The sequence below is a fragment of the Pediococcus sp. EKM201D genome, assembly GCF_011800215.1.
In the GTDB taxonomy this organism is placed as follows: Bacteria; Bacillota; Bacilli; order Lactobacillales; family Lactobacillaceae; genus Pediococcus; species Pediococcus pentosaceus.
In genome coordinates, this window is record NZ_JAALFK010000004.1 from 1 (window position 1) to 25531 (window position 25531).

Annotated in this window: 25 protein-coding genes; 7 read left to right on the forward strand and 18 right to left on the reverse strand. The window is 36.9% G+C overall.

The window, feature by feature from the left end; all coding sequences use genetic code 11:
* The 4 genes from HFC68_RS06485 to HFC68_RS06500 all read right to left on the reverse strand — a co-directional run.
* A partial coding sequence (locus tag HFC68_RS06485; RefSeq protein WP_167399727.1) for a PTS sugar transporter subunit IIB occupies nt 1-305 on the reverse strand: 305 nt, incomplete at its 3' end.
* A gap of 6 nt (nt 306-311) precedes the next feature.
* Nucleotides 312-1604 (reverse strand): PTS sugar transporter subunit IIC, encoded by a 1293-nt coding sequence (locus tag HFC68_RS06490; protein ID WP_256677781.1) that lies wholly within the window; start codon nt 1602-1604, stop codon nt 312-314.
* Between the two features lie 56 nt (nt 1605-1660).
* Nucleotides 1661-4036, reverse strand: coding sequence for a glycoside hydrolase family 9 protein (locus HFC68_RS06495; protein ID WP_167399729.1), 2376 nt, complete (start codon nt 4034-4036; stop codon nt 1661-1663).
* A complete protein-coding gene (locus tag HFC68_RS06500; protein ID WP_159231939.1) occupies nt 4033-4986 on the reverse strand; it encodes an ROK family protein in 954 nt (317 codons plus the stop codon). Before HFC68_RS06500 ends, HFC68_RS06495 begins: the two co-directional genes overlap by 4 nt.
* A gap of 183 nt (nt 4987-5169) precedes the next feature.
* On the opposite strand from HFC68_RS06500, the gene HFC68_RS06505 reads away from it, so the two are divergent.
* Genes HFC68_RS06505 through HFC68_RS06515 form a run of 3 tightly spaced genes read left to right on the forward strand, consistent with a single transcriptional unit; the run spans nt 5170 to nt 8146 of the window.
* Nucleotides 5170-6222 (forward strand): LacI family DNA-binding transcriptional regulator, encoded by a 1053-nt coding sequence (locus tag HFC68_RS06505; protein ID WP_167399730.1) that lies wholly within the window; start codon nt 5170-5172, stop codon nt 6220-6222.
* A gap of 11 nt (nt 6223-6233) precedes the next feature.
* Nucleotides 6234-7034 (forward strand): HAD family hydrolase, encoded by an 801-nt coding sequence (locus HFC68_RS06510; protein WP_167399731.1) that lies wholly within the window; start codon nt 6234-6236, stop codon nt 7032-7034.
* Nucleotides 7035-7045: 11 nt separating this feature from the next.
* Nucleotides 7046-8146 carry an SIS domain-containing protein gene (locus HFC68_RS06515; protein ID WP_167399732.1) on the forward strand — a complete coding sequence of 367 codons (1101 nt, stop codon included), beginning with the start codon at nt 7046-7048 and terminating at the stop codon, nt 8144-8146.
* A 93-nt stretch (nt 8147-8239) separates the two neighbouring features.
* On the opposite strand, the gene HFC68_RS06520 is transcribed toward HFC68_RS06515, so the two are convergent.
* The 8 genes from HFC68_RS06520 to HFC68_RS06555 form a co-directional block, all read right to left on the reverse strand.
* A complete protein-coding gene (locus HFC68_RS06520; RefSeq protein WP_081264897.1) occupies nt 8240-9913 on the reverse strand; it encodes an oleate hydratase in 1674 nt (557 codons plus the stop codon).
* A gap of 188 nt (nt 9914-10101) precedes the next feature.
* Nucleotides 10102-10413, reverse strand: coding sequence for a hypothetical protein (locus HFC68_RS06525; RefSeq protein WP_002834040.1), 312 nt, complete (start codon nt 10411-10413; stop codon nt 10102-10104).
* Between the two features lie 268 nt (nt 10414-10681).
* Nucleotides 10682-12499: a glutamine--fructose-6-phosphate transaminase (isomerizing) gene (gene glmS / locus HFC68_RS06530; protein WP_167399733.1), complete on the reverse strand. Its 1818-nt coding sequence runs from the start codon at nt 12497-12499 to the stop codon at nt 10682-10684.
* A gap of 235 nt (nt 12500-12734) precedes the next feature.
* Nucleotides 12735-14093 (reverse strand): phosphoglucosamine mutase, encoded by a 1359-nt coding sequence (glmM, locus tag HFC68_RS06535; RefSeq protein WP_002834042.1) that lies wholly within the window; start codon nt 14091-14093, stop codon nt 12735-12737.
* An 18-nt stretch (nt 14094-14111) separates the two neighbouring features.
* Entirely contained in the window at nt 14112-15041 is a 930-nt protein-coding gene (locus HFC68_RS06540; RefSeq protein ID WP_002834043.1) for a YbbR-like domain-containing protein, read from the reverse strand.
* Nucleotides 15042-15893 (reverse strand): diadenylate cyclase CdaA, encoded by an 852-nt coding sequence (cdaA, locus tag HFC68_RS06545; RefSeq protein ID WP_002834044.1) that lies wholly within the window; start codon nt 15891-15893, stop codon nt 15042-15044.
* A gap of 130 nt (nt 15894-16023) precedes the next feature.
* The gene (gene murB / locus HFC68_RS06550) at nt 16024-16926 is read right to left on the reverse strand and encodes a UDP-N-acetylmuramate dehydrogenase (protein WP_002834046.1); all 903 of its coding nucleotides are present in this window, start codon (nt 16924-16926) and stop codon (nt 16024-16026) included.
* Nucleotides 16927-16970: 44 nt separating this feature from the next.
* The gene (locus HFC68_RS06555; RefSeq protein ID WP_167399734.1) at nt 16971-17888 is read right to left on the reverse strand and encodes a Gfo/Idh/MocA family protein; all 918 of its coding nucleotides are present in this window, start codon (nt 17886-17888) and stop codon (nt 16971-16973) included.
* Nucleotides 17889-17962: 74 nt separating this feature from the next.
* Here HFC68_RS06555 and HFC68_RS06560 point away from each other — a divergent pair, with 74 nt between their 5' ends.
* Entirely contained in the window at nt 17963-18499 is a 537-nt protein-coding gene (locus tag HFC68_RS06560) for a 3'-5' exonuclease (protein ID WP_167399735.1), read from the forward strand.
* On the opposite strand, the gene HFC68_RS06565 is transcribed toward HFC68_RS06560, so the two are convergent.
* The 3 genes from HFC68_RS06565 to HFC68_RS06575 are packed head-to-tail and all read right to left on the reverse strand — an operon-like array spanning nt 18492 to nt 20147.
* Nucleotides 18492-18989 carry a GNAT family N-acetyltransferase gene (locus HFC68_RS06565; protein ID WP_002834051.1) on the reverse strand — a complete coding sequence of 166 codons (498 nt, stop codon included), beginning with the start codon at nt 18987-18989 and terminating at the stop codon, nt 18492-18494. The genes HFC68_RS06560 and HFC68_RS06565 overlap by 8 nt on opposite strands.
* Entirely contained in the window at nt 18979-19452 is a 474-nt protein-coding gene (tsaE, locus tag HFC68_RS06570) for a tRNA (adenosine(37)-N6)-threonylcarbamoyltransferase complex ATPase subunit type 1 TsaE (RefSeq protein ID WP_002834053.1), read from the reverse strand. Before tsaE ends, HFC68_RS06565 begins: the two co-directional genes overlap by 11 nt.
* Before the next feature lie 2 nt (nt 19453-19454).
* Nucleotides 19455-20147 (reverse strand): uracil-DNA glycosylase, encoded by a 693-nt coding sequence (locus tag HFC68_RS06575; protein WP_002834055.1) that lies wholly within the window; start codon nt 20145-20147, stop codon nt 19455-19457.
* Between the two features lie 110 nt (nt 20148-20257).
* On the opposite strand from HFC68_RS06575, the gene HFC68_RS06580 reads away from it, so the two are divergent.
* The 3 genes from HFC68_RS06580 to HFC68_RS06590 are packed head-to-tail and all read left to right on the forward strand — an operon-like array spanning nt 20258 to nt 22264.
* Nucleotides 20258-21130: a Cof-type HAD-IIB family hydrolase gene (locus tag HFC68_RS06580; protein WP_002834057.1), complete on the forward strand. Its 873-nt coding sequence runs from the start codon at nt 20258-20260 to the stop codon at nt 21128-21130.
* Nucleotides 21131-21144: 14 nt separating this feature from the next.
* Entirely contained in the window at nt 21145-21747 is a 603-nt protein-coding gene (locus HFC68_RS06585) for an LURP-one-related/scramblase family protein (RefSeq protein ID WP_002834058.1), read from the forward strand.
* Complete coding sequence (locus HFC68_RS06590) at nt 21701-22264, forward strand: GNAT family N-acetyltransferase (protein WP_011673080.1); 564 nt, start codon at nt 21701-21703, stop codon at nt 22262-22264. The genes HFC68_RS06585 and HFC68_RS06590 overlap by 47 nt, the downstream gene beginning before the upstream one ends.
* Nucleotides 22265-22298: 34 nt before the next feature.
* Here HFC68_RS06590 and smpB read toward each other — a convergent pair whose 3' ends face one another.
* From smpB to secG, 3 genes are all read right to left on the reverse strand, one after another.
* Nucleotides 22299-22766 (reverse strand): SsrA-binding protein SmpB, encoded by a 468-nt coding sequence (smpB, locus tag HFC68_RS06595; protein WP_002834060.1) that lies wholly within the window; start codon nt 22764-22766, stop codon nt 22299-22301.
* Between the two features lie 14 nt (nt 22767-22780).
* On the reverse strand, nt 22781-25126 hold the full coding sequence (gene rnr, locus HFC68_RS06600) for a ribonuclease R (RefSeq protein ID WP_167399736.1): 2346 nt from the start codon (nt 25124-25126) through the stop codon (nt 22781-22783).
* Nucleotides 25127-25264: 138 nt separating this feature from the next.
* Nucleotides 25265-25501 carry a preprotein translocase subunit SecG gene (secG, locus tag HFC68_RS06605; protein ID WP_023440132.1) on the reverse strand — a complete coding sequence of 79 codons (237 nt, stop codon included), beginning with the start codon at nt 25499-25501 and terminating at the stop codon, nt 25265-25267.
* Nucleotides 25502-25531 lie beyond the last annotated feature (30 nt).

Below are 25531 nucleotides of genomic sequence, written 5' to 3' on the forward strand. Positions count from 1 at the left end.
CCCATTGATGTTAGAGCTTCCTTCAATACCTTTTCACCATTCATCATGCCGTAATCTTGCATGTTAATTACTTCTACTGGAATATCCAATTTTTCTTTGAAATTACCTTCAAGGTAACGAACTTGAGGTCCAAGCATTAAAATATCAGGATTCTTTTCAGCCAATTTATTATCTGCATCTGATGCAGCTGTTGCGAAGATTTCTGCATCTACACCTTCAGCTTCAGCGGCTTTTTGCATTTTCGAAACTAATAAACTTGTTGACATACCTGCAGCACACACTAACATAATTGTTTTTTCAGCCATAATGAGTTACTCCTTGTTTTTCTGTAATCTATTTGAAGCTAATACAAATGGTGCGTATATAAGAACCCCGATAACAATAATTACAGCTTGCATAATCGATGCACGTATATCACCTGAAGTAGCTAAATAGCCAGAAATAATCGGAGGTGTTACCCAAGGGATAAATATATACGTAGGGTTAATCCAATGCAGACTCGTACAGATATATGCAATTGTAGTCGATACCATAGGTGTAACAATGAATGGGATAGCATACATAGGGTTGAAAACAATAGGTAAACCAAACATAATTGGTTCACTAATATTAAATAAACTAGGGACACCACCAATTTTTGAAATCAGACGTTCATCTGGACGTTTCGAAAAAATTAGTAAGGCAATAACCAAACAAATCATCGTTCCTCCTCCGCCCATGTATACAAAGGCATCCAAGAAAGGTTGGGTCACCATATTGGGGGCTGAATGTCCTAATTTAATAGCATCAATATTCTGTTGTAATGCTGACAATAGGATTGGTTCAGAAATTGCACCAAAAACGAAGGCTCCATGAATACCAAAGATAAACACTGAAGTAGACAAAAATACATATAGTAAAATACCTGGTAGGGTTTGAAAACCGCCAACTAAAGGTGCCTGTAATAACTTAGAAATCAAATCAGGTACTGGCATTCCGGTTAGAGTAAGCGTAGTTTCTTCAATAATTGAGAAGATTGTGATAGTAATAAAAGAAGGGAATAAAGCATTAAATGCTTTAGCTACCCCCGGTGGCACGGATTCCGGCATTCTTATTTTTAATCTGTCCACTGTATTAAACATAATTAATAATCGTGTACCTATTAGTGCAGCTAAAATCCCCAAAATCATCGAAGATGCACTAGTCTGTACTTGAGTTAAAGCTGCTGTGATTTTTACATTACTTCCTGTTGTTGTAGCAGTAGTAATAACGTTAGGAATCAAAGCAATGAACGAACCTACAGATACTATTCCGGCAATAACTTCATCAAATTTAAATTCCTTAGCTAGTTTAGCACCTATCATAAAGGTAACTAGTAGTCCTAATATTCCTAGTGTTCCATTATATGCTTGCGTTCCGACATTCCTTATAAAATCAGCACCAGGCATATTTTTTATAAATCCAGTCTTTGGATCTAGAAGTACATTATTAACTAATAGAAAAAAAGCTGCTGTAATAGTAATCGGAATTGTATTAGCAAATGCATCACGAATAGCTGCAATATATTTATTATTAGATATTTTTCCAGCAATCATCGTCAGTTTAGTAACAAATGTATTATTCACTTTTTTCTCCTTTTCATTGAAAAAATTCATAAAAAACAATAAAATCGATAAAACTACTATTTATATTTAATAACTTCTGCAATAACACTTAACCACTTACCAACGTTTCCTATCCAGACTTCCTTATAGGTTGCGTTATTAAAGAATGGCCAGTATGGCACATCTGTATTTTCATTTGTCTCGATTCCTACTGGAATTTCACCAACAATTTCCCCAGAAGAAACCGAATACTGCTGAGCATAACGATAACCTTCCCCATACATCATGGATTGGTCAAATGGATTTTGCCCAATAATCCATTGCAATTGTCCTCTAGCAATATTAATTAATTCTTTTTTATTTAATAAATTTCCTAAAATACCAGCAGATTTAGCAGCAGAAAGAATTACTCCATTATTTCCTCTAAAAGAGAACCACACTGGAAACTTCTTAATGTAAAAGCCATTAGCCACTTTTTTGCCTTTTTGTAATTGAATTGAATATTCATTTTTAGCGGAACTATCAACCAGTAAATGTTGGACATCAAAGCTTGCTTTATCTGTATATTCCTTTTCTTTATATATTCCATCAGCATGCATAGCATATGGATAAGTATATTTCTGTAAAAATAATAAATAATTCGCATACTCTTTTGCTGAGTTAACCCACGTTGAAAATTCCTCGTCATCTTTATATGTTGTTATAATTGCTTCAAATGCTTGTGCGAAATAATGTTCACGCGATTGATGGTTAAAATGTTGCAAAACGTTATGTGTCTCATCCCTATAAAACATACCTTTTAAAATATGGCCGTTATCTAATTTAATACCGTCTGTTTCTTGGCAAAGTATTAGTTGCCGCATCCGAGATTTAATATTCTGCTCAATTTTTTGATCTTTTAAAACCCGGTTTACTAAAGTACCTGACCATACCATTGTTGCCAAATATGTTGCTTTTGATGTATTTAATGTATGTTCCCACATTATTGGAGTAGTTTTAAATCCCAATTTACTAAATTCGTGTTCTGCAAATCTATAGTATTTTTCCGCTCTTCTTATAAGTGTGTTGTACATAGAATCTTTTGCTCCAATCACTTCAGAAATTCGCATAAACACACCTGATAGAATGTAATTTTCGTAAGGGGTATTATGTACTCGAGCAGAAGCATCATCCATATTCCCTTGTAAATTATCCGTCCACCTTGATACTCCAGCGCTAGTTGCATGGTATCCCTCGCCAAAATCTGTTTTCAGAATAAAATCAATGCCCCACTTCCCTTCTTCAATAAACCTATCAAATAAGGTTTGATCTATATTTTTATATTGTTCTGCTAATTCAAAAATTGATTGCGTGACTTCCGCAGTTTGAATTAATTGCTGCGACAAATCACCTGCATCATGCCAACCACCATTGAAAATCATCTTTGTTCCTTTATGCAAGGCTACAACATCTTCATGGCAAACGCCGTGAATATTTGGAACAGGATACCCACATCTTTCGGAGAATATAAAATTAAGCGCCTTTACAGATGAACCCATCCATAATTCTTTATCGTTCGTGATTTTAAAGTTTTCAGTTTCTAAATTACCGATCTTAATGTGATATGTGCCATTCATTTTAAAATTTGAAAAATCGGCTATATTATATTCACCTACATTCGTTTTTACATTGCTAATTTTTGAAGTAAACACCGTTTCACCATCGTTTTTCACAATAGAAAAATTGTCCGCTTTCAGCCCCGATGTAAATGCCAGTTTGGGTGAGTCTGTTTGGTATCCTTCATGAGAAAAAATAATATTATCTTTTTTAGGTCTCCAACCTTCGATTAAATCAGTTGAATCACTTTTTTCTAGGAAAACATTTGCTATTTCGAAGTTAATTTCTCCTTCGGTCCCGCTATAGGTACCATTACTTTCAATTACAAAACCTAGTTCCGTGATAGAATCTCGTGGAAATCCGTTAAGATTTAATTTAATGGTTTGCAATTCTTTATCGTGAAGATTAACACTATGATAGCCCTCACGTTCATATTTATCCGGCACCTTAATTTCACCATCATTTTTTAGTTCAATAGTAATATTTGGATTAATAATATTTTTACAGTTTGATTTTATTTCGAAAGATAACAAATCATATGATTGCCAATCTTCATGATTCATTTCCATATATGCTTTAGTTTTTCCAAACCCTACATAATCTCCATCACTTGGATCACCAATATCCCACGAATCATATCTAGCTTTTGCTTTTATATTAATTTTACGTGAGTCGATGGTTCTAACATCCCCACGTCCTAGACCAAGCCATTTCTTTTGTGAAGTAGCCTCAATCGGTATTCTTCTTTGGATTTTTTTTGTATTCGTAAATTTTTCTAAACTGTTTTCTTCATTCAGTGGAATGGGTTTATGTAGATTCTCTGTTATTTTAAGAATATCCGTTATATTTTTATTCAAACCTTTCCCTCCTTTAGTGCTAACATAGCGGCTCCTTTCAAAGCTATTTCATTCGGATTTAAATTTGTTACTTCTAAACCATCTGTAACAAATCTCATGGCCTCATCGTTTAGATACTCTTTTATATGTTTGATGAACCATCCGCCATTTAACATTCCTCCTCCTAAAATCACTTTTTTAGGATCTGTAGTATACACTAAATTCATTATCAAGCAGGCGGCAGCTTGCGTAGCACGATTCAAAACCGTTTGGGCAATGGGATCATTATCCTCATAAGCTTTTATTAGCTCTGGCAATCCTATCCTACCATTTTGATCTTCCTTAAGATTTGTAGATGGGTATTTATCAATTAACTCTTTTGCTCTTTCCGAGATACCCAATCCCGATGCCAGCGGTTCGACGCATCCATAACGTCCGCATATGCATTGTGTAGGACTATCATAGTCAACTACCATATGCCCCACTTCTCCAGAATTATAAGTTGAACCAAATAAAAGTTTCTTTCCTTGGACTATTCCAGCTGCGATACCTGTCCCAAAGTTGATATATATAAAATCATCTACGTTTTTACCATCTCCTAAAATTTTTTCAGCAATTGTTGCGCAATTGACATCGTTAGCTGCAAAAATTGGTAATTTAGTTATATCTTTCAATTCCGTACGTAAATTGATTGGCTCACTTATTTTTGGATTAATTTCATACCATGTCGCATCTTGTATATTTATACGACCGACTGCTGAAATTCCTATAGCAATAACTTCTCCAATACATCCATTGTTCCAATATGTGACTATAGCTTCCTTTATAGAATTTAAAGCCCTCTCTTGACTTGTTACATCTGAGAAAAACTTTTTCTTATTCAGAATTTCTCCATCCTTTGTAACTTCTCCAATCAATAGCTTTGTACCACCGAGATCTACGGAGAGTACTGTTTTTACTTTGTTTGACATATTTTATCTCCTTTGGTAAGGTTACCATTGTTAATGAAAACGTTATCACCACACCAGAATGTTATAATAAAAGAAAAAGCATGTCAACACATTTTTTGGTAACGTTACCAAAAAAGTATTGTTAAATACAAAGATATCACCTACAATTAAGTTACCATCAAGAACTATAGGAGTGTAACTTACATGCAGAACAATTTAACAATTAAAGAAATAGCGAAGCTTGCAAACACATCTGTTTCAACAGTATCAAGAGTTATCAATAATAGTAAAAATGTCTCTGAAAATACTAGAAAAAGAATACAAACAATAATTGATCAGAATAATTTTCAACCTAGCATGATTGCTCGCAGTATGGTTTCAAAAAAAACTAATACCATCGCGTTAATTGTGTCAGACGTTAATAATCCATATTTTATTTCGTTAGTTTCTCAAATTGAGGAAATTTGTATAAAACAGAACTATTCTATCTTGCTTTTAAATACTATGACTGCTGAAGAAACTATTACGAATTTAAAAGCCGAGATAAAAACCTTTAATATTGTGAAAGAAAAACATGTAGATGGGGTAATAATCTTAGGTGGGGAAGTAGATAAAATTGATATTAACCCTAAATACGCTACTGAACTAAACGATCTTTCAAAAAATATTCCTACAGTAGTCGTTTCACAAACTGATAGTTCAATTAATTCCGTTTTTATTGAAAGACATCAAAAATTAAGCGGCACGATGATCACACAACATTTACTTGCTAATGGTTATAAAAAAATTGGGTTTATTGGGGGTAGACCCGATGTAAAAATAACAAAAGAACGTTTTAATGGCTTTAAAGAAACGCTATCCATGTATTCAACTTTTCAAGAAAAATATGTAATTTTAAATGATTACTATGTACAAGATGGATATAACGCGATTGAAAAATTAATTAGTACAGACTCTCTCCCCCAAGCTCTAGTCACTATCAACGATGCTGTAGCAATAGGTGCTATAAGAGCGCTTAAAGATCACAACTTAGAAGTTCCAAAGGATGTTGCTCTTGCAAGTTGTGATTTATTTCCTAATAGTGAATTTACTATTCCAAGGCTGACTACGATTGATCATAACAATAATCAATTAGGTTTAGCAGCTTTACAGCAATTATTAAATTTGATTGAGCATGAAACATTACCACATCTACCTATTCCATATCCTAAATTAATAATTAGAGAATCATGCGGTACAAAATTTAAACAAAACTAGGAGGAATTATATTGCAAAAAAAATATTTAGTTTTTATGGATATTGACGGTACTTTAATCGACGAACAGCAAACTGTTTCTAACAAAACCATAGATACAATAAAATCGCTTCAAAAAAAGGATGTTCAATTTTATATCTCTACAGGCCGAATGTTTCTATCTGCCTCTGTAATACGTAATGATATCGATCGTTCTTTGGGAATTATCGCATCCAATGGGTGTATCTATTCTTTAGATAAGAAAACATACCTTACTTATCTCAGCAAAGAAGCTGTAAAAGATATTATATCGATAAGTAATCAGTTTAATTTAAGCGCTTTCTTCTTTGATGATCATCACGTTTTTTACACAAAAGATCTCCCCCATTATTTTAAAAATAGCGATCAGAACCGAATAGCTAGTCCTAATCCTAACGACTATATTCGTATAACTGATGCTACTAATAAAAAATTCTTGAACGGGATTATTATCTTTGATACACCTAATTCACGTTTAAAACAAATAACAGCTAAATTATCACGTATTAAAAATTTAGATATTTCATCATCTAATACCAATAACATAGAATTAATACCTAAAAATATAAATAAATCAACTGCAATAAAATCTATCCAACAAAAATTTAATATTCCATCTAGTAGAACTATATCTTTTGGCGATGGATTAAATGATATAGAAATGTTTCAACAATCTGGTATTAGCGTAGCGATGGGCAATAGCCCCGAAACTGTAAAAAAATACGCGACTCATGTTACTGATTCTAATTTAGAAGATGGTATAGCTAATTTCTTAATTCAATACTTTCATATTTAAGGAGATCAACAATGGATAAACCAACAATGTTAACTTATATATACTCTGAACAAGCTAAAATGCTCTCAATTCTAGATCAATATCCATTAAATATTGATAAAGCTCTCAACAAAATACCTAAAGATGTTAATAAAATTTTAGTGTTAGCAACTGGTTCCAGCTATAATGCAGCTTTAAGTTCTAAATATTATTTTGAAAAAATAACAAATATTCAAATGGAAATTCAAGAACCATATAACTATTCACACTATGAAAAAATTGATAAACACATAGATGCTGTAATTGGTATTTCCCAAAGCGGACAAAGTACCGCAACCATTGAAGCACTAAAAAAAGTTAAACAAGACCATCCTGTCTTCTCAATTGGTGTTACTAGTCTACCTAAAACAGAAATTTCTGAAGAAACAGACACAATTTTAGATATATTAATTGGTAGAGAACACGTGGGTTACGTTACTTTAGGATTCACGGCTACTGTCTTAAATATGATGCTCCTAGCCATACGAATTGCCGCAGTTAATCATGTTATTACTTCAGAGCAAGAGCTCCATGAAATACAAGATTTAAAGAAATTAGCTTTGAATATAGATAATGTTATAAATAAAACTGAATCATTTATTAAGCAACATATAGATTCTCTTACTAAGGCTACACAATTCACTTCAATCGCATACGGACCAAGTGTTGGTACTTGCTCAGAGATGGCAACAAAATTCTCTGAAGTTGTTAGAGTACCCTCGCAGGGATTTGAGTTAGAAGCTTTCATGCATGGACCATATCTAGAAGTTAATAAAGATCATTATATTTTTTTCATTGAAACCAACTCACAAAAAAGTATATATGAAAAAGAGCTATCTCTAAAAACATATGAAAAGAAATACGTATCTAACCTTTATACTATCAATTTTAGAGAGGAAACATCTGAAGATGAAAAGCAACTAGATTTAATTAATATTGAAGATGAATATAAAGTACCTTTTATAAGTTCTACAGTTTTCCAACTACTGGCATGGTATATTTCTAAATCTAAAGGTATAGATTTATCAAAATTAATTTTCACTGATTTTTCTACAGCTGTGCACAATAAAACTGTTCCTCAAAAATACGTTTAATATTATTTTTCACATAACTAAAAAATCCTCAAATAAAAAAGTACCGTAGAAAATTTAAATTTTTCTGCGGTACTTTTATTTATATACTTATTTTTATCTGAACATAGTCTTAGTTGCTTTTAGCAAGACTTTTGGATCTTTTTCATAGTGATGAACCGGCGTCATTTGTGATTCTGGAATACCCATGAAGTGGTAAACCGCCTTTTGAGCGGCTCTAATTGAGTATTGTTCCGTAAAGACCATATCAAATGGCATTTCAGCAAATTGACTAACAAAAGCCAAGTTCTTAGAGTTCTTTGGTACAACGTCTGGACGATCTCCCACTGCCCGTTGGTTGAACAAAGCACTAGCATATGGCATGTAAACTGGAATAACATTCACGATACTATCCATGATTTCTTCTTCATGATTGATGATGTTATCAGCTGCTCGGTCAACTTCTGATAGATGTCCTAGAAGTTCTTGAAGCATTTCTTTACCCGTCATTTCAATCACTGGTTTATCAACATAATCACCATTTTTACGTGGGAACATGAAGTAACCCCAGAAGACCGTTTCATTTTCCTTTTGGGCATGGAAATGAGGTTGGTGATGCACCACAATGGATAGGAGATTGTTACTATCTACCCAAGTATTTAGCGCATTCCCCGGTTCTTGTTGGGTAATTCGACTAATTTCATTTACCAAGTAGTGGTTATTAGTAGTAACCGTGAAACTCATCCATTCACTTTGGGCTCGATCATTAAAGAATTTATCAGGATTTCCAAGGTTATAAAAATGTTCTGTAGCTTGTTTCCAAAGGGCTGCACTTGGAGCGTATTCCATATTTTCTTTAACTGGCGTGTTGAAATCACCCATTGATGAACTATCCGTAATTGCTCCATTAATATCAAATACTAAATCATTTTCATCAACTTCGATTTTTCCAGTTTCACCGCTCTCAACATCTTCGTATTCAAGTCCCGTAACGATAATATCATCACGGAGCGGAGTGTCTTTGAAGTTAAATGCCGTAATTTTTCGGTTATTAATAAATTCAACGCCTTGATCCGCAAGGTATTTTCTCATAGGTAAGATAATACTTTCAAACTGATTGTATGGTGTACGAGTTACCCCTTCCAAAGTGTTGATTCGACTGAATTCTAGAATCATCCGATTCATATAGCGCCGAAGCTCCATGGCCGAGCTTTCCTTCTTGAAGGCAAAAGTAGTTTCCCACATATACCAGAAGTTAGTTGAAAAAATATGAGGACTTTCAGCGAACCATTCTGCAATGCTAATATCGTTTAATTTATCTTCCTTACTCTCTGGCATCATCATTAATTTAGATAGTAAGTAGCGATCTTTATTATTAAACTGCATCCGATTATAGTCGTCTGCTCCACCATTGTTACGAATTCCATTCTTCTTATCCATCAATCTGGCAACATCATGAGTGGGATGTGCATGGTCGAAATTCAATATATCATCCGTAACCGATTGGCCCGGATTGTCCAAAGATGGGACACTCCGCAAAATATCCCAAAGATTTTCGTAAGTTTCTTCGTTTAACATCCGTCCACCCTTAGCTAAATAGCCTCGGTTGTTAGACAGACTTTGATTTCCATATTCCTGCTCATAGTCGGTGACGGCAGCTCCATCATTGGCACCATGTTTTTCTAAACCAAACATCGTAATCTGGTTACCAGACCACCCACCATCGCGAATCAAATAAATACCTGCTGCTAAATTGGCAATTCCAGTACCGATCATATATGCTTTTTCCATAATATGTACCCTCCTGTGCTCAAACCTTGTACAGTATTCTTATATTTAAATTCATGAATATAATAGCACTTTATCCGTCATAATGCGAACATTTTGCACCGTTAATTTTTATTTACTATTACTAAAATAAAAGGTCGGTTTCGCGCTCCTGCTAAGTTGCAGTTTTAGCTCACCGACCTTTTTATGATTTAGCCACTAATATGATTTTCATGAAGGATCGCATTAAATTCTTTCATAATCCGATCGTCTTTTTGCCATTCTTCCCAAGCCGTCATGGACTCATCCGGCATCTCGTAGCGCTCCCCAATATACTTTTCGTAATTAATAACATGTTGGGAATGTGAGATATTTAATTGCAAAATTCGGACAGATTTAATATAACCACGTTCGGCGGCTAATTCAGCCCGACCATTCATCATCATATTTCCAATTTCAATATATTTAGTTCCGTCTAAGCGCGTAATCTCTTGGATTAGCGTAAATGTTTCATTACTCTTCATTGCTCTGCCTCCACTTCTACTAGTATAGTTTGCCGTAGGAGGTCGTGTCTAGTCACTCTTTAGACAACAAAAAAGGATCCTGACCTTTTGATAGTCGGATCCAGCATAAGAGAGAAAGAGAATTGATTGTACAGGTAGGAGATGCGCCACTACCTTACACGAACAATGATAACGCTTACAACTATGAGTGTCAATACTGTTTAGCAATTTATTCAAAAAAATAGCGATACAGTTTAGCACCTGTACCGCTTATTTTAGATATTAACTTTTATTCGACCGTGACACTCTTAGCTAAATTACGTGGTTGATCTACGTTATATCCACGCTGCAAACTAGCATAATAAGCTAACAATTGAGCAGCTATCACACTAACCAATGGCATCAACATTTCGTCCACTACTGGAAGTAAGATATCATCTGTAGAATTAGCCAAATCTTCACTAACCATGGTAATGACGTTAGCACCACGAGAAAGAACTTCTTGAAGATTACTACGCGTATGATCCGCCGTCTTAGATTGCGTAATAATTCCAATTACCGGCGTTCCATCTTCAATCAAAGCAATCGTACCATGCTTTAATTCACCAGAAGCAAAACCTTCAGCTTGAATGTAAGAAATTTCTTTTAGTTTCAAAGAAGATTCCAAGGCAACATTATAATCCAAACCTCGTCCAATATAAAACGCATTGCGCGTTTCTCGTAAAGTTGCTAGAGCTAACTTTTCAATCTTACCCTTCTCATCGACCACGGTTTGAATGGCATTAGCAACCTTACTCAATTGTCCCGTAATATCGAAATTGACAGCTGTAGAATTAGCCTTTTCACGTCCCATTGCTACCGCTAACAAAGCTTCCACTGCGATTTGCGCTGTATATGCTTTAGTTGAAGCAACGGCAATTTCAGGACCCGCTTCCAGCGTAGCTGAGAAGTCCGCTTCACGAGCCAACGTTGAGTTAGCGACGTTAGTAATTGTTAGACTAGGCTTTTGCCATTCATCGTTTACTCGAACTAAGACTTGACGACTATCAGCAGTCTCTCCACTTTGACTTAAGAAGATAAAGAAGGCTTGATCTTCAATGATAGGATCGTCGTAAGCAAATTCAGAAGCTAATACCACTTCTGTAGGAGTTTTGGTAAACTTCTCAAATAACTTCTTACCCACTAATCCAGCATGGTAACTAGTTCCAGCCCCAACGATGTAAAGTTTAGAAGCTTGGTTAATTTGATCTAGCAAAGCTTGATCAAAGTGAATATTGCCGGAATGATCCAGATATTTAGCTTCGATACGACGGATTACAGCAGGTTGTTCATCAACTTCTTTAAGCATGTAGTATGGGTAAGTTCCTTTATCCGCGTCAGCTTGATCAATATCAACAGTGAAAGGAGCACGGTCGATCCTTTCGCCGGCTAGATTACTAATTGAAATGCTTTGAGGCGTAATCTTAACTACCTCCCCGTCGTGTAATTCAACAAATTGGTTAGTCACGTTAATCATTGCCAATGCATCACTGCAAACTACATTGAAATCTTCGCCCACTCCGATTAACAAAGGACTCTTGTTCTTAGCTACGAATAAGGTTTCTGGTAATTGACGGTCCATCAAAACAAAGGCATATGATGAATCTTTTAATAAACTAATTGCTTTTTTAAAAGCTCGTTCCGTATCCATCCCTGCTTTAGCAAAACGATCGATAAGTTGAACCACAACCTCCGTATCCGTATCGCTTTGGAAAGTAACTTCAGATAGATAGTCTTTTTTAAGTTCTTTGAAATTTTGAATTACCCCGTTGTGAACTAAGTAAAAACGGTGGTCTTCTGAAAAATGAGGGTGAGCATTTTCAATACTTGGTACTCCATGTGTTGCCCAGCGTGTGTGGCCAATCCCTGTGGTTCCCATGACATCATTCGTAATTTTTTCCTCAAGATTTTTAATCTTACCTTGAGCTTTAACCAGATGATCTTCACCATTAGCATTGCTGACATAAATTCCCGCAGAATCATATCCACGATATTCAAGTTTTTTAAGTCCATTTACTAATAGATTGGTTGTATCAGCTCTTCCAGTAACTCCTACAATTCCACACATACTACTTGCACCTCTAAATTAATATATTTAAATTTTTAAAATTGGTATATAGAACGATTATTAATATATAACGGCTTTATCGAATTGTCAAACGTTAATATTTATAATTGGTATATATCAAATGACGAAATAGGTATAGTAGCAATGCTTTTCGCGTATAAAAAAACTATGCCATTTTTTGCAAAATAGCATAGTTTTTTAAATTTATTCAGTTGTAGAAGTTGAATTCAACTAATTAATCCACGCCAACTTCACTTTGAACTACAGCAACAATTCGATCAACATATTGACCAACTGCTTCTTTTGTAGGAGCTTCGGCCATAATACGAAGTAGGTCTTCAGTCCCTGAAGGGCGCACTAGAACTCGACCTTCGCCGTTCATTTCATTTTCAACTTTTTCAATGATATCTTTAATTGCTTGATTTTCAAGTGCTAGCTTCTTATCTTGTACTCGAACATTAACTAATTTTTGAGGGTAAGTTGTCACATCAGCAGCTAACTCAGACAACTTTTTACCAGTTTGTTTAACCACGTACATCAATTGAATGGCGGTTAACATACCATCTCCAGTAGTATTGTGGTCTAAGAAGACAATGTGTCCGGACTGTTCACCACCAAGGTTATATCCGTCTTTAAGCATTTCTTCAACCACATAGCGGTCACCAACTTGGGTCTTAACCGAGTGCATATCATTAGCTTCTAGAGCCTTATATAGTCCTAGATTACTCATCACGGTTGTAACCACAGTATCGTCTTTCAAACGTCCGCGTTCGCTCAAGAATTTACCACAGATATACATAATCTTGTCACCATCAACGATATTACCTAATTCATCAACAGCAATACAACGGTCTCCATCGCCATCAAAAGCAACTCCCATATCAGCGCCTTTTTCGACCACAAACTTAGCCAATCCTTCAGGATGAGTAGAACCAACTCCAGCGTTGATGTTCAAACCATCTGGATTTGTTGCCATCGTATCAAACTCAGTATTTAAGTCCGCAAATATTTGTGAAACGTAGCTACTGGTTGCTCCATTAGCAGCATCAATTGCGATATGCAAACCTTCCAAGTCATCGGGAATAGTTTGTTCAAGAAAGGCCGTATAGTTTAATCCACCTTCTGGATAATCAGTCACTGAACCTAGTCCAGTAGATGAAGGACGAGGTAAGTTGTCTTTATCAGCATCTAAAAGTACTTCGATTTCAGCTTCAAGTTCATCTGATAGCTTGTAACCATCTGAACCAAAGAACTTGATTCCGTTATCTTGAACCGGATTATGTGAAGCAGTAATCATTACACCAGCATCAGCTTCTTGTTTACGAACAAGATAAGCCACACCAGGAGTTGTAACAATTCCCATGTCCATAACTTCAATGCCGACTGAAAGTAAGCCTGAGATCAATGCATGTTTTAACAATTGTCCTGAAATTCGGGTATCTCTTGAAACTAAAACCCGTGGTTGTTCATCATCTTTAGCATGCTTAGTTAAAACATAACCACCAGCACGGCCTAATTGAAACGCTAATTCTGGAGTTAATGTTTCATTTGCAATTCCTCGAACTCCGTCAGTACCAAAATACTTTAATTTCATTGTTAATAATCTCCTTTGTTAATTCACCTGTGTATCTGTGTTTCCGCTAGCATCAGATGTGCTTGTACTGTCGGAAGTTGCACTATCTGAGGTCGTTTGAGCTGAAGAATTAGTGGATGCATTTGAATCGGACTGGGCAGATTCATCCGTGGCACTGGAAGCATCTGAACTAGATTCTCCTGAGCTTGATTTAGAGCTGCTTGAACTGCTAGTTGAAGCTGAACTTTTTGCTTTAGAAGCTACTTTCGTAACTGGAATGGTAACATTTACCGATTGAGGCGTTAACACCACGTTTACAATGTTACCGTTTACGTCTAAAGCTTGCAATACTGCTCGAGCAGAAATATCTTCCGTTGTGTTGCTAGGAACATTAACATCTGCGACTACTTGAGAAATGCGTTCAATATCTGTAGCTGAACCTGTGGCCTGAACCTCCGTAGTTGAGGATTTAACATTTCCCATGGTGTAGCCTTCTTTGATCATATTGGTATCGTAACGATATCGAATTTCAAAGTTTTTAGTTCGTCGTCTAGCAATCGAAATCTTAGCTAATTCGGGATCAATCTTATATTTAATATCCTTTCCCAGACCCGTAACTTTATACTTAACTGTATATTTTCCAGCCTTGTAATCTTGCAAGTCCAAGTACACCTTGAAATTACGCGTGTTAGTTAAGGTTGTTACCAGCGCACTGGTTCCAGACAAAGTCACCTTTACGTTCTCTCGATAACCGCTCACTACGTACTTAGAAGTATTAACATCCAAGTCGACCGGCATGGTGATAGTAGTCGTCTTAGTCGACATCAAAGCCGAATTATTTTGATTAGAATCGCCTCCCGAGGTGCGGGTTGCGGTTAAATGATCTGTCTTTACGTATGCAAAAAGTAGGACGGCTAACACTAGCGCAATTAAGCGATATCCTAAGTTTTGTGTAAAAAGTTTTTTCACTTAGTGTCGCCCCCTTTTTCCTTTAAAGAACGACGAAATATTTTCTGTAACAGAAGCAAAGAATGGTGTCGGTCCTTCATCGGCCGTAATTAATTGCGTACGGAAATATTTTAGATACGACTCTTGTGTCATTCCGCGAATTAATTCACCATCTTTCATAATAGAAACTTCACCAGTTTCTTCTGAAACAACAATGGTAAGAGCATCGGTAACTTCACTCATCCCCACAGCCGCTCGATGACGCGTTCCTAATTCTTTTGGAATTAAGTTACTTTGTGACAATGGTAAGTAGGCCGCTGCTACCGCAATTTTATCATTTTTGATAATAACTGCCCCATCATGCAAAGGGGTATTCGGAATAAAAATATTAATTAGTAGTTCTCCCGAAACATCCGCGTCTAATGGAATCCCCGTTTCAATATAGTCATCTAGCCCTGTATCCATTTGAATTGATATTAAAGCCCCAATTCGCCGCTTAGCCATGTATTGAATCGCTTTATCCAAAGCTTTGATCAAGCTTTCTTCGGCTTCATTTTGTGAATGATTCTTAGCAAAAATCGAACCTCGACCGAGATGTTCTAATCCCCGTCGAATCTCCGGCTGGAAGATAATCACCATGGCAATTACGCCCCAGTTGATGACTTGGTTCATGATCCAATACACGGTACTTAATCCAATATACCAACTACCAACCATAATAACTACGATTACAATTATTCCACGGAATAGCTGTACCGCCTTGGTTCCTCGAAGTAACATAATTAGCTCGTAAATTACAAACCAAACCACAATTATATCGATTAAATTGATGAGGTTACTCCATGTTAATAGTTGGGACCAATTTATATCCATAACCGTCCCTCCAAATTTTATTCAACGCCCATTATACCATGGACCTGCCGTTCTTTATGGTCTTTTCGAACAAAGAAGAGTTTAGAAAATCAAATTATTTTTCTAAACTCTTCTAATATATACCAATTAATTATTTCTCTTCACCGATAATTCGAACTTCGGTTTCTAGCGTTACTCCAAATTGTTTCAAGACGGTTGCTTGAACATGATGAATCACATCCATGTAATCTGTTGCGGTGGCTCCTCCAACGTTAATGATGAAGCCCGCATGTTTCATTGAAACCTGTGCGCCCCCCACTGTAAAGCCTTGAAGACCTGCCTCATGAATTAATTTTCCAGTAAAGTAGCCTGTTGGTCGTTTAAAAACACTCCCACATGATGGATATTCAAGAGGTTGTTTCGAAGCTCGTAAACGATTCAGTTCGTCCATCCGAGCTCGAATTTTGTTAGCATCCCCTGAACGTAACTTAAAGGTTGCCGAAAGCACAACATCTTGATAATCTTGCACACTACTATGGCGGTAACCGAAATCGAGTTCATGGTTATTTAAATTTTTAATCTCGCCATCTCTCGTCAAAATTTCTGCGCTAGTAACTACTTCACTAATCTCACCATCGTAGGCCCCCGCATTCATAAAGACTGCGCCCCCGATTGATCCAGGGATACCAGCTGCAAATTCAAGGCCCGTTAATCCTGCTTGGTAGGCTACTTCCGTGGTCTGAATCAGTGCCGCACCTGCTTCCGCAACCACTTCATTTCCATTGACCTGGATGTCATCCATTTTAGTTAAAATTAATGTTAACCCCCGAATTCCACCATCTCGCACAATTAAATTACTTGCATTACCAATAATGGTCAATGGCGTATCCGTTTCTTTTGCCCAAAGTACTAGTCGTTTGGTTTCTGTTACTGACTCTGGAAATACCAACAAATCAGCTGGACCACCAGTTTGGGTATTGGTGTATTTTGACAAAGGCTCATGTTCTAACACTTGAACCTCTGGAAATGCATCAGCTATTGATTGATCCATCATACTTTCCCCTCTTACTTTTTCTTTTCATCTTAAAATCTCTTAGTCTATTCTATCACTTTACCTTGGCTTATTAAACGCGCGCACAACTCGTGTGAAAGGATTGCTGATGCTGGTGAAACTGGGTTTTCGGCGTGCTTTTCAAGTGCTGTTAAAAAGCTTCGCACTAACGGGTCAAATCCCCTAGTTTTCAGGTTAGTCTGCCAATCAGGAGCCTGTTGATAATGTTTAATCCCCTCTTTTTGAAGTGTTAAGGAACTTAAGTTATCCACTGTGGAAATCCCTCTTTGACTAACCACTTGGGCCATCTCGCTATTAGTTTGGGTTTGCATATCAATCATTGCTGTTCCTAACATATCTCCCTTGCGAAGATTAATTCGCGCTAAAATCAAATTACCGTCCTGTTGGATCAGTTGGCCATCGACAAATTCTACCTTTCCTGAACCCATTAAGAATTGCGTGGTATCGATTACGTGAATCATTAAGTCATAAATTGCAAATAACGGATTTTGCTGCTCTAATTCACGAGTTTTAGTTACCGTAACTAAATGCTTCGCTGGTAATTGAGCTAATTGTTGATGAAAAGGCACAAACCGGCGATTAAATCCACAGGTTAATAAAACTCCTTGTTTTTCAGCGAGACGATACAATTCTCGAACTTCATCTATATTTTCTGATACTGGTTTATCCACAAAGACGTTGATTTTATTTTCTAAAAATTTCTTAATAATGGCATAGTGGGTAGCAGTTGGCGTGTGCACAAAGGCTGCTTCTACTCCCTCTGTTATTAGCTCATCTGAATTAGTTGATCCATATTGGAATCCAAATTGTTTTTGAATATGAGCCAATTTCTCCGCATTACGACTACTTAAATGCCATTCAAAACGATCTTGCAACTCACTATACACCGGTAAATAGGCTTTTTGAGCAATATTTCCTAATCCGATCACTCCAACTTTAATCATCTTAATTAGCTCCTTTACTCACTCACTTTTATTCGTTAAACTATAGGTTAAATCAATAAAGGAAAGTGATTCAATTGAACTTTATCGCAATGGACTTTGAAACAGCAGCTCCTACTCGTGCAAGCGCCTGTTCAATTGCACTGACTGTTGTTCAAAATGATGTCATTACAGACGAACTTTACTCATTAATTAACCCTGAAACTGAATTTAATTGGCGCAATGTCCAAGTTCATGGCATTCATCAAGCCGATGTGGGTGATGCACCCACATTTCCAGAACTCTGGCCCGTCGTTAAACAGTTCTTTACACCCGACAAACTGGTTGTGGCCCACAATGCAACTTTTGATAATAGTGTCCTTAAAAAAACTTTAGAACGTTATCAAATTAATCGACTACCATATCAAACACTAGATACTTTACGGACTTCCAAAAGCTTCTATCCAGATTACACCAATCATAAACTTAATACGATTTGTGATAATCTTGGAATTGATTTGCAGCACCATCATAATGCACTGGATGATAGCCGTGCCTGTGCGAATATCTTATTACATCAAGAACATCAATTTGGAGCCGATGCCTTAGCTAGTTTTATTCGTCCGATTAAGTAAGGGATAATTCCATTTTTATAATTTGACGCCCCTGACCATCCATGGTTGGGGGCGTTTTAGTTTGAAAACCTAGGTTTTGGTAAATTTGAATAGCATACTGATTATTATCCAAAACTGCTAGCCAAACTTGCTCTAACCAGCTAAATTGCTTCGCCCAGTATAAAGCTTCATCGACTAACATTGTCCCAATCCCGTTATGCCAGTAGTCTTTTAAGACACCAACGCCTAATTCAGCCCGATGCTTCACTTCATCAGTTTCGATTAGGGTCACAATGCCAATCGGCGTCTCCCCCAACTTAGCAATTAAAAGAAAATTCAAGGGGCTTTGTTGGATCAAATTTAGATTTTCACCAATTTGTTCTAGACTTAACTTAGAAATTGCATCATCAAATTCAATGGAAGTTGTTTCAGATTCCAATTTTTGAATTAGTTGAACAATCCCTTGTGCATCCTCAGCTTGCCCCTCAACAAAACTAACTTCATCGGCCATTGATATTTTCCTCAATTGCTTCTTCGATTTTTTGATAATGTTCACCGTTAGGCTCCAAAGTTAGAAAACGTTTAGTATTGTCATGATTGCGATCTAAAATAACCCTTAAAAATTGATCTGGCAAATACGATTTAATATACTGTGACCATTCCACCACGGTCACTCCATCACTTTCAAAGTATTCGTCAATTCCAATATCTCCCGCACCGTCTTCTTCAAGACGATATGCATCGATATGAAATAATGGCATATTACCATCATGGTACTCATGCACAATGGTATAGGTGGGACTCTTCACGTAGCGCCGAATTCCAAGTGCTTGAGCAATGCCTTTCGTCAGTGTCGTTTTTCCGGCTCCTAAATCACCATCTAATAAGACCACGTCGTTAGCTTCCAGTAATTCCCCGATAATTTTGCCAAATTTAATCGTTTCGGCTTCGTCATTTAGTTGATAGGTTTCCATGATTATTTTTCCTCCAAAACTTCCGTTGGCAACTGCCAGTCAATTGGTGTCTCTCCCATCGCTTCAAGTGCTTCGTTGGTTTTTGAAAATGGCTTTGAGCCAAAGAAGCCCCGGTATGCCGATAAGGGACTGGGATGCGCTGATTGAATAATAATATTGCGGGATTGATCAATTAACTTAATCTTGTCGCGGGCTGCTTTTCCCCATAAAATAAACACAACGGGCTGCTCTCTTTCCGATAAGGCCTGGATCGCCGTGTCAGTCAATCGTTCCCAACCATGCCCTTGATGGGAATAAGCTTGTCCGTCACGAACGGTCAACACAGAATTCAAAAGTAGCACTCCTTGGTCTGCCCACTTTTTTAGATAACCGTGTTGGACTGGAGCAATTCCCAAATCACTTTGGAGTTCTTTGTAGATATTTTGTAACGATGGTGGAACTTGCACCCCAGGTTGCACTGAAAAACTTAGTCCGTGCGCTTGATTTTGTCCATGATATGGATCTTGCCCCAAGATTACCACCTTTACTTTTGAAAAAGGAGTCCATTCAAAGGCTTGAAAAATATGGTACATGTCAGGATGAATATTTTGAGTAGCATATTCATGTTTCAAAAACTCATGCAATTTAGCATAATATGCTTGTTCGAATTCACCTTGTAAAACATCTTGCCAATCGTTATGGATTATTTTTTTCATTTCGTAACTCCTTAATACAATTTTATTACTTCTATTCTAACTGATTTAGTAAAAAAAAAGCTATGTCATGTTAGAATTAACATAAATACATGGATTGGATGTGCTTATAAATGATTTCAATTATCGCTTCAGATATGGATGGAACACTTCTTAACGAAGAAATGCAGATTTCAAGTGCCAACGCAGATGCTATTAAAAAGGCCCAAGCTGCTGGGGTTCATTTTGCAGTGGCCACCGGTCGTGAATATCGTGAAGCCAAACCTTTGCTTGAAGCATACGGACTATCGGTCCCACTAATTACTTTAAACGGAGCCGCTGTTTTCGACGTCGATGGTAAAGCTTTAGATATGGTTCCAATTACTAAGCCATCAGCCGTCTTGATCATGCATCAACTAGAAAAAGCCGGACTTTACTATGAAATTACAACTAACCAAGGCGTCGTTTCTAATAGTCGCACTCGTCGAATTCAAACCGTAGCTCATTTGCTTGAAACGGTTAACCCAGACACACCTTTCAAATTAGCAGTCGCTATGTCATCAGCAAGGGTGGAACTAATGAACATTCGCTACGTGGATGATTACCAAGTTTTAATTGACGATCCGAAGATTCAAGTACTTAAACTTGTGGCTTTTGGTGAAAATGGACAAAAGGGGTTGCAACCCGTTCGCGAAGCTTTACATGCTAAAGTCGATGTTGCCATTTCATCTTCTTTTGAAAATAACATCGAAATCAATAATCCCCGTGCCCAAAAAGGAATTGCGGTTCAACACTTTGCTGATGAATTGAACGTTCCCATGTCACAAGTAATGACCATTGGTGATAATATGAATGATGCTTCTATGTTAAAAATCGCTGGTGTTAGTTACGCCATGGGCAATGCGATTCCGGAAATTAAAAAACTTGCTAATCATCTGACCGTTACTAATAATGAAAATGGGGTTGCTAAAGCCATTCTTGAGCAACTTGATGAAAACCATCAGTAAAACGAGGCTATGCTATGCGTAGATTTTATCTAAAAAGCCAAGGACTCGAAAATAAGGGAGCTACCATTGTCAGCGATGAAAAGCACAACTCCAAATATCTTTTGGTCGGTAAATGGGGCATTAAAAATGACGCTCTCTCGGTTTATGATTTAAACGGAAAATTGGTTTCAGAACTAAAGCAGGTATCGGTTGGTAAACTGCCTAAATTTGAACTCTTTTTGCAAGGTACCAAGGTAGGAACTGTTACCACTCCCATCGGTTTTATCCGTGGATTTCTTTTAGTCCACAACTTGCATTGGTGGATTGCCGGAGATACTGTAACCTGTCATTTTAAAGTTTTCCACGGAATTTCAACTATTCTAGAAATTAATCGGGTTCAAATCAATGGTAGTGCCTATATTGAATTGAATGTTTTTGACCAAGAACACCTCCCTCTCTTTATTTGCTTAGCGGCTATTTTAGATCGCTGGATTCAAAAGCGTCCTCCGCTACGCGAACCTAAATTAGTTCGGACTTGGAAAATCAATTCCGACGCAACCAGTTATAACAATTTTTTAAAGGAGAATTTACATGAAAATAACCAAAGCTTCCACTGCAGACATTCCAGCGGTGATTGAATTACTCAAGATTATCTTAGATGAAATGGAACTACCATTTTACTTAAATAATGATGCAGACGAGGTTACCAAACTCTTTGTTGAAACTTTTAAAAGCCCGACTTATGCAGAACATGCAGACATCATTGTTGCTAAAAATGAACATGATGAAGTAGCCGGCGTGGCTTATGGCTATCCAGGGGCCCATGAAGATATTTTAGATGAGGAGTTTCAAAAACACTTTGATCAAGTAAAGCTACCAGCTCAACCAATTTACGAAGATCCAGAAGCGGATGCTGACGAATGGTACCTAGATTCATTGGTAGTCAATCCCAAGTTCCAGAACATGGGAATTGGAACTCAACTGCTTAATGCTCTACCCGAATATGCTCAAAAACGTGGTCTTAAAAAATTAGGTTTACTAGTTGATGATTTAAATCCTAACGCTGAACGTTTATATCGTCGTTTAGGCTTCAAAAATGATCATGAACAAGTTGTATCTCACCATAATTACCAACATTTAAAAAAATCAATCTAACAAAAAAAGAGATTATCCGCTGGATAATCTCTTTTTATCTATTCTTTAAGGCTCGATCGATTTCCCGTTGTTGATCACGCTTCTTTAATGATTCACGTTTATCGTATTCGTGTTTACCTTTGGCAACTCCGATTAGGACTTTGGCAAAACCATTTTTTAGATACATCTTCAACGGTACGATGGTGATTCCCTTATTTTTGGTTTCTTCTTGTAACTTCAAAATTTCTTTTTTATGCAATAAAAGTTTTCGGTTACGGAAAGGATCATGGTTAAATTGGTTTCCTTGCAAATATTCATTAATTTGAACGTTCATGAGGATGGCCTCTCCGTGCCGGATCTGTACATATCCATCTCTCAACGTTACTCGCCGATCTCTAATGGATTTAATTTCCGTCCCCGTTAAAACCATTCCCGCTTCCATCGTACTTAATATGGAATAATCATGACGCGCCTTTTTATTTTGGGCAAGTGCTTTATCATTGGACTTTGGTTTCTTAGCCATAACATAACCTCCTCTTATTTCTTATGAGAAGTATTTTTAGAAAACTTCTTGACCGTTTTATCTTTGTAAAATGGTTTTCCGTTTCGATTTCCTGATTTATTGTTGTTCTTTCCGCTAGGCTTTTGACCGTTACGACGCGGACCACGGTTAAATTGTTGACGCGGTGGAAGTTGAATATCACTCTTAGGTGTTTTTTCTGGATGCAATAATTCAAAATCAACTTCAGATTGATCCTTATCCACTCGCATTAATTTAATCTCAACTTCTTGACCAATTTGGAATGTACGGTGGGTATTCCGTCCGACCAAGGCCATCTGTTTTTCAACATATTCATAGTAGTCATCCTTCATGGTACTAATATGAATTAGTCCTTCAACCGTGTTTTCCAGTTCAACGAATAAACCAAACTTCATTACTGAACTAACTACCGCATGGAATTCTTCTCCCACATGGTCGGCCATAAATTCAGCCTTCTTCATTCCATCAACATCACGTTCTGTGTCGATTGCTCGACGTTCTAACTTGGAAGTATGATCGGCAATTTCTGGAATGCTTTCAACATATTTCGCTTGTGCTGCTTCACCAGTACCATTTTCGGCATAATGACGAATTAAGCGGTGCACAAATAAGTCCGGATAACGGCGAATTGGTGAAGTGAAATGCGTATAATACTCAGCAGCCAATCCAAAATGACCTAATGATTGAGCATCATACTTAGCTTGGCGCATACTACGAAGCATCATTACTGAAATCATTGCTTCTTCTGGAGTCCCAGCAATCTTCTTAAGCACGCTTTGCAGCATCTTAGGCTTCAGATCCTTGGTGCTTCCTTTAACTACGTGTCCAAATACAGATAGGAATTCAAAGAAGGTTAACATTCTTTCGCTATCGGGAGTTTCATGAATACGATATAAGAATGGCACATGAGCCTTATAGTAGTGCTCAGCAACCGTTTCATTAGCTGCCAACATGAATGATTCAATCATACGTTCTGAAGTCCCACGCGTCCGTAATTTAATGTCAATTGGATGTCCGGTTTCATCAACGATGATTTGGGCTTCTTTATCGCTAAATTCAATTGCTCCACGTTGCTTACGCTTCTTAAGCAAGATTTTGTGAAGTTCGCCCATCATTTCAAACATAGGCACTAATTTTTCATAACGTGCCATAGTTTTTTCGTCTTTAGATTCCAAAATCTTATTAACATCGTTATATGTCATTCGAGCATCTGATTCAATTACACTTGGGTAAATCTTATGGTTAACTACGTCTCCTTCAGGCGTAATTTCCATTTCACAAGTCATCGAAAGCCGTTCAACATTAGGGTTTAATGAACAAATTCCGTTAGAAAGCTTACGTGGCAACATTGGAATTACTCGGTCAGTCAAGTAAACACTTGTACTTCGACGATATGCTTCTTTATCTAAAGGAGAACCTTCTTTAACATAGTGAGAAACATCCGCAATGTTAACTAATAAACGGTAATTTCCATTGTCTAGTTTTTTAAGACCTACAGCATCATCAAAATCTTTGGAATCATTCCCATCGATTGTGACCACTACTTCATTAGTTAAATCAACGCGTCCTTTTTTCTCTGCATCTGTTACATAGTCTGGAATCGAAGCAATCTCTGCTTTGACATCATCTGGAAATTCAGTTGGTAACTCATGTTGATAAACCACTTCTAAGATGTCCACTCCTGGATCATCCTTATGACCAACCGTCTTTTCAGCAACCCCGGCAATTAACTTAGGAGAATTAGGCTTAGGATATTGCGTAACTTGGGCCGTGATCACTGAACCGTCAGTTGGTTGAATTCCGCCTTCTAGAACATCGAATTGATATGAAGACATTTTCTTGTCTTTCAAATTGATATGACCTAAAACATTCTTCTGTGGTTCAGGAGCAAATTCAAAAACCCCCACCGCTTGGGTAAAGTGGCGACTTGTAATTTTCTTAACAATTCCTTCTGGACCACGATCATCACCCTTCTTAGATGGACGAGTAATTTTTACATCAACTTCATCCATATTTAAAGCATACGCTGTATGATCTTCACTAATATAAATGTCAGGAATTTCATCCTCTTCTACTGAAACAAATCCGAAACCACGATCATTAGCATGGAACACACCATGAACTAATAATTGATTTTTAGGACGAGCAATTTTAAATTTGCCATCTTCCGTTATTTCAACTTTTTTAGAACGTTCCATTAATGCCAATTCCTTGACTAAGGTGTTAAACACGCTGGCCCCTTCTAAATTTAAACCCTTAAAAAGTTCCTCAGCAGTTAACTTTTGGGTTGGTCGTTGTTGCAGATAATTAATAATTAAAGCTTGTAATTTGTTTATTTCCATTTCTTACCTCATATTTTTGTATTTATTAAATAAAAAAGCTAAAGACAAAACTAATTTCGTCTTTAGCCGTTCCTAATGATTCCGAAATCTAAATTTCAGAATTTGCTAAATGCAATTTTTTTGTTCAATACGATCTCTCTAGTGTGCAGATACGTAAACCATTGCAATGGTGACAGCAAAAAACAAGAAAAGCAAGACTGCAGTTACTTTTTGCATAAATGCTTCAAATCCACGTGGTTTTTGCTTTGCAAATAGGTCACCAGCACCACCCGTTAATGAAGACATCGCGCTGTCAGTCTTAGCCGGTTGCATCATAACCGCAATGATTATAAACACTGACAGAATCAATAGAATTGTCATCAGAAGTGAATACACAAGATGACCTCCTTCATGTTCTTAATAAGT